Source organism: Streptomyces sp. DH37, from assembly GCF_029813835.1.
Taxonomy (GTDB): Bacteria; Actinomycetota; Actinomycetes; order Streptomycetales; family Streptomycetaceae; genus Streptomyces.
The window spans coordinates 1-5,371 of sequence record NZ_JARVKV010000126.1; the positions used below are offsets into that span (position 1 = coordinate 1).

The 5,371-nt window shown below is 75.0% G+C and carries 5 protein-coding genes, 2 tRNA genes and 1 pseudogene; 2 read left to right on the top strand and 6 right to left on the bottom strand.

All coding sequences use genetic code 11. From position 1 onward, the window contains the following. Nucleotides 1-95: 95 nt before the first annotated feature. Nucleotides 96-1,136, top strand: a complete 1,041-nt coding sequence (locus tag QC029_RS30125; protein WP_279559026.1) for an adenosine deaminase — start codon at nt 96-98, stop codon at nt 1,134-1,136. A gap of 24 nt (nt 1,137-1,160) precedes the next feature. On the opposite strand, the pseudogene QC029_RS30130 reads toward QC029_RS30125, so the two are convergent. From QC029_RS30130 to QC029_RS30155, 6 genes and pseudogenes are all read right to left on the bottom strand, one after another. Further along, nucleotides 1,161-2,231 (bottom strand): annotated as a pseudogene (locus QC029_RS30130) (UDP-N-acetylmuramate dehydrogenase); the annotation flags it as partial. A 69-nt stretch (nt 2,232-2,300) separates the two neighbouring features. Then, entirely contained in the window at nt 2,301-2,735 is a 435-nt protein-coding gene (locus tag QC029_RS30135) for a MaoC family dehydratase (protein WP_279559027.1), read from the bottom strand. 5 nt (nt 2,736-2,740) lie between these two features. Further along, entirely contained in the window at nt 2,741-3,199 is a 459-nt protein-coding gene (locus QC029_RS30140) for a MaoC family dehydratase N-terminal domain-containing protein (protein WP_279559028.1), read from the bottom strand. Between the two features lie 131 nt (nt 3,200-3,330). Beyond that, nucleotides 3,331-3,495 carry a 50S ribosomal protein L33 gene (gene rpmG, locus QC029_RS30145; RefSeq protein ID WP_003948671.1) on the bottom strand — a complete coding sequence of 55 codons (165 nt, stop codon included), beginning with the start codon at nt 3,493-3,495 and terminating at the stop codon, nt 3,331-3,333. 88 nt (nt 3,496-3,583) lie between these two features. Continuing rightward, nucleotides 3,584-3,656 (bottom strand) — tRNA-Met (locus QC029_RS30150). Between the two features lie 48 nt (nt 3,657-3,704). After that, nucleotides 3,705-3,777: transfer RNA gene (locus QC029_RS30155), tRNA-Thr, on the bottom strand. 223 nt (nt 3,778-4,000) lie between these two features. Between QC029_RS30155 and QC029_RS30160 the strand changes: the two genes are divergently transcribed. Then, nucleotides 4,001-5,371: hypothetical protein (locus QC029_RS30160; protein ID WP_279559029.1), on the top strand; the 1,371-nt coding region annotated here is incomplete at its 3' end.

The window sequence follows — 5,371 nt, forward strand, 5'->3', positions numbered from 1 at the left end:
GAACGTGCTTCCGGCGGGCCCGCCCGCGTGTTCCGGCCGGCCCCGGTCGCGGCCGGTGGTTTCCGGGCGTGTCGCGGATGCGGCAAAATTCCCGGATGGAAAGCGCTCGTGACGTCCGCAAGCTGCCGAAGGCCCATCTCCACCTGCACTTCACCGGGTCCATGCGTCCCGGCACCCTGCTGGAACTCGCCGACAGACACGGCGTCCACCTCCCGGACGCGCTGAGCAGCGGCCTGCCGCCGAAGCTGCGGGCGACGGACGAGCGGGGCTGGTTCCGCTTCCAGCGGCTGTACGACATCGCGCGCTCCTGCCTGCGCACGCCGGAGGACATCCGGCGGCTGGTCCGCGAGGCCGCCGAGGAGGACGTGCGGGACGGGGCGCGCTGGCTGGAGATCCAGGTGGACCCCACCTCGTACGCGCCGCGCCTGGGCGGGCTGATCCCGACGATGGAGATCATCCTGGACGCGGTGGAGGCCGCGTCCAGGGAGACCGGGCTCGGCATGCGCGTGCTGGTCGCCGCGAACCGCATGAGGCACCCGCTGGACGCCCGCACCCTGGCCCGGCTGGCCGTGCGCTACGCCGACCGCGGCGTGGTCGGCTTCGGGCTCTCCAACGACGAGCGGCGCGGTCTCGCCCGGGACTTCGACCGGGCCTTCGCCATCGCGCGCCAGGGCGGCCTGCTGGCGGCCCCGCACGGCGGCGAGCTGTCGGGGCCGGCGTCCGTCGCCGACTGCCTGGACGACCTGCGCGCGGGCCGCATCGGGCACGGGGTGCGGGCCGCCGAGGACCCGCGGCTGCTGGCGCGGCTGGCCGAGCAGGGCGTGACCTGCGAGGTCTGCCCGGCGTCCAACGTGGCGCTGGGGGTGTACGACCGGCCCGAGGACGTACCGCTGCGGACGCTGTTCGAGGCGGGGGTCCCGATGGCGCTGGGCGCCGACGACCCGCTGCTGTTCGGCTCCCGGCTGGCCGCGCAGTACGAGATCGCGCGGCGCTACCACGGCTTCACGGACGGGGAGCTGGCGGAGCTGGCCCGCCAGTCGGTGCGCGGCTCGCGCGCGCCGGAGGACGTCCGGAAGGCGATCCTGGCGGACATCGACGCCTGGCTGGTGGAGGAGCCGGAGGAGTCCCCGTCCTGAGGGACCGCCCGGGGGCCGGGACGCTCAGAGCGAGCAGCCGACGGTCACCGGCTCGTTGACGAGCGTCACGCCGAAGGCGGCGCGCACGCCGTCGCGGACCTCGCGGGCCAGGGCGAGCAGGTCGGCGGTGGTGGCCGAGCCCCGGTTGGTCAGGGCGAGGGTGTGCTTGGTCGAGATCCGGGCCGGGCCGTCGCCGTAGCCCTTGGTGAAGCCCGCCCGGTCGATCAGCCAGGCGGCGGAGGTCTTCACCAGGCCGTCCCCGGCCGGGTAGGCGGGCGGGGCGGCGTCCGGGCCCAGGCGTTCGGCGACGCGGGCGAGGAAGGCGGCGTGCTCGGCCTCGGTGAGGACGGGGTTGGTGAAGAAGGAGCCCGCGGACCAGGTGTCGTGGTCCTCGGGGTCGAGCACCATGCCCTTGCCCGCGCGCAGTTTGAGGACGGTCTCGCGGGCCCGCTCCACCGGCACCCGCTCGCCGGTCTCCACGCCCAGCGCCCGGGCGGTCTCGGCGTAGCGCAGGGGTGCCGAGAGGCCGCCCGCGTCCTCCAGCTCGAAGCGGACGCGCAGCACGACGAAGCGGGCGGGGTCGGCCTTGAAGCGGCTGTGCCGGTAGGAGAAGCCGCACTCGGCGGCGGGGAGGGTGACGGTCTCCCCGGCCCGGCGGTCGTAGGCGACGACCTCGGTGATCGTGGAGGAGACCTCCTGACCGTACGCGCCGACGTTCTGGATGGGCGTGGCGCCGGCGGATCCGGGGATGCCGGCCATGCACTCGACGCCCGCGAGCCCCGCCTCGACGGTGCGGGCCACGGCGTCGGACCAGTTCTCGCCCGCGGCCAGCTCCAGCCGGGTGCCCTCCAGGCGGAAGCCGGTGGTGGCGATGCGCAGGGCGGTGCCGTCGAAGCCCTCGTCGGCGACGACGAGGTTGCTGCCGCCCCCGACGACCAGCAGCGGGGTGCCGTCGGCGTCGGCGGCCCGTACCGCCTCGGTCACCTCCTCGTCGGTGGTGGCCGTGACCAGGCGGGTCGCGGGACCGCCCAGGCGGAAGGTGGTCAGCGGGGCGAGGGGCGCGTCGTGGAGTTCCTGCACGCGCCCAAGAGTACGAGAGCGGCCGTGCGCGGACGCGGACGGCCGCTCTCGTACCTCTTGCGCGCGCCCGCGGCGCCGGCCGGCTCAGGCGAGCCGGACCACCGCGCGGGACATGCCCAGCACCTTCTGGCCGGCGCTGGTGACCGTGAGGTCCACCCGGACGGTGCGGGCCTCGTCGTCCAGCTTGGCGGCGACCTTGCCGGAGACCTCGATCACGGCGCCCCTGCCGTCGTCGGGGACGACGACGGGCCTGGTGAAGCGCACGCCGTACTCCACGAGCGCGCCGGGGTCGCCGGTCCAGTCGGTCACCACGCGGACGGCCTCGGCCATGGTGAGCATGCCGTGCGCGATGACGTCGGGGAGGCCGACCTCGCGCGCGAACCGCTCGTTCCAGTGGATCGGGTTGAAGTCGCCGGAGGCGCCCGCGTACCGCACGAGTGTGTCGCGGGTCACGGGGAAGCTCCGTGCGGGGAGTTCGGTGCCGGCCTCGACGTCCGCGTAGGCGATCCTCGCTGTCATCCCCGTCACTCCCCCTGCTTCTCCGCCGCGCGGGCCACCAGCTTGGTCCAGGCGGTCACCACGTGCTCGCCCGCCTCGTCGCGCACCTCGCCGCGGACGTCCAGGACGTCGTTCCCGGCGAGGGACTTGACCGACTCGATGGTGGAGGTCACCGTGAGCCGGTCCCCGGCGCGCACCGGCCGCGTGTAGGCGAACCTCTGGTCGCCGTGCACCACCCGGCTGTAGTCCAGCCCCAGCTTCGGGTCCGCCACGACCTCCTCGGCCGCCCTGAAGGTGATGGCGAAGACGAAGGTGGGCGGGGCGATCACGTCGGGGTGGCCGAGCTCTCCGGCCGCCTCCGGGTCCGTGTAGGCGGGGTGGGCGTCCCCGATCGCCTCGGCGAACTCGCGGATCTTCTCCCGGCCGACCTCGTACGGCGCGGTGGGCGGATAACTCCGCCCCACGAAGGACTGGTCGAGCGCCATGGCCCGGTACCTCCATACGACTCGCTGGTTGGACAGCTCAGGTGGGCGCAAAGCCGTGAGGCCGCCCCCCGCAACGGGGACGGCCTCACGGTCGTGCGTGTCTGTGCGCGGCGGCCTGGCCGGTCGCGGCTTTATCGCGTCTCGCGGTGCGCGGTGTGCGCGTTGCAACGCGGGCAGTGCTTCTTCATCTCAAGACGGTCCGGGTTGTTGCGCCGGTTCTTCTTGGTGATGTAGTTCCGCTCCTTGCACTCCACGCAGGCCAGCGTGATCTTCGGGCGGACGTCGGTGGCAGCCACGTGAGTGCTCCTTGACGGCTGGGACGGGTTCAACGCAGAAAGAGTAGCCGATCGGAGGACCGACCCCGCAATCGGCTACTGGGTGAGGTAGCGGTGACCGGACTCGAACCGGTGACACAACGATTATGAGCCGTTTGCTCTACCGACTGAGCTACACCGCCGCGATGCGGGCGGCCCCCCGTCTCGCGACGGGGAACCTCACACATCAGAGCCCCAATACGGAATCGAACCGTAGACCTTCTCCTTACCATGGAGACGCTCTGCCGACTGAGCTATTGGGGCGAGCGATGAAGACATTACACGCTCCGGCCGCCGAACGTGAAATCCGTATCGGCCACGCCTCCGTACGGCGGCGTCCGAGGGCGTTGCCCGCCCTCCTTCCGGCGTACCGGCGCGGCCTCCGGTACGACTATTGGGCCCGCCCGTGATGGCGGCGCGCCCCCGGCCCGGTCCGGCCCTAGGCTTCGGTGCACCCCAGCGATCATGAGCGAAACGCGGGAGCCCCATGCCCGACAGCCAGCCGCAGGAACCGGCGCAGCCCGATCGCGACGCACCCCTTCCCGCCGGTGGTCCGCCCGGCGCCTCCCGGAACGCCTCCCCCGACACCTCCCCCGACGCCTCGTCCGCCGGCGCCCCGCTCCCGAGGCCGGCCGCGCTCGTCCTCTGCGGAGCCCGGCTCGCCGACGGCCGCACCGTGGACGTGCGGATCGGCGGCGGGCGGATCGAGGCGGTCGGAACCGCGGGCAGCCTCTCGTCCCCGGCCCCTCCCTGGGCCACCCGCGTCGACCTCACCGGCTACCTGCTGCTGCCCGCGCCCGCCGAGCCCCACGCCCACTACGACACCGCCCTGACGGCGGACACGGGCGGGGGTGCGGGCGGGAACCCGGGCAGGGACACGGACGGCGGTCCGGAGGCGTCCGCGCACGGCCCCTGGGACCCGTACGATCCCGGACGCGTCCAGCGGCGCGCCGCCGAGGCCGCCCTGCTCCAGCTCGGCCACGGCGCGACGGCCGTGCGCACCCATGTCCGCGTCGGGGACGTCGCCGGGCTGCGCGCCCTGCGTGCCGTGCTGCGGGCCCGGCGCGCCCTGCACGGCCTGACCGACCTCACCGCCGTCGCCGTGCCCCGGCTGCTGACCGGTGCGGCGGGGGCGGACGGCCTGGCGATGCTGCGCGACGCGGTGGGGATGGGCGCCACGGCGGTGGGCGGCTGCCCGGACCTCGACCCCGATCCGGCCGGCTACGTCGAGGCCGTGCTGGAGGTGGCGGCCGAGCACGGCCGCGCGGTGGACCTGCACACCGACGGCTCGGACCCGGCCCGGCTGGCCCGCCTCGCCGCGGTGGCGGGCGGGCTGCGGCCGGGGGTGGCCGTCGGCCCGTGCGACGGTCTGGCCCGGCTGCCCCACGAGGTCGCGGCCCGTGCCGCCGAGGCGCTCGCGGCGGCCGGGATCACGGTGGTCTGCCTGCCGCAGGGCGGCTGCGGACTGCCGCCGCGCGCCCCCGGCGACCCCCGTACCGCCCCGGTGCGGCTGCTGCGGTCGGCGGGGGTGCGGGTCGCGGCGGGCAGCGGCGCCCTGCGGGACACGGCCAACCCGGTGGGGCGCGGCGATCCGCTGGAGGCCGCCTACCTGCTGGCCTCGCACGGGGAGGCCGACCCGGAGGCGGCCTACGGGGCGGTGAGCGCGCGGGCGCGGGAGGCCATGGGACTGCCGGAGGTGCGGATCGAGGCGGGCTTCCCGGCGGAACTGCTGGCCGTGCGCGGCGACACGCTCGCCGGGACGCTCTCGCTGGCGTACAGCCGGCTGGTGGTCCACCGCGGCCGGGTGGTGGCCCGCACCAGCGCGGTGCGCGAGTACTGCGACGCCACGGACCCGGCC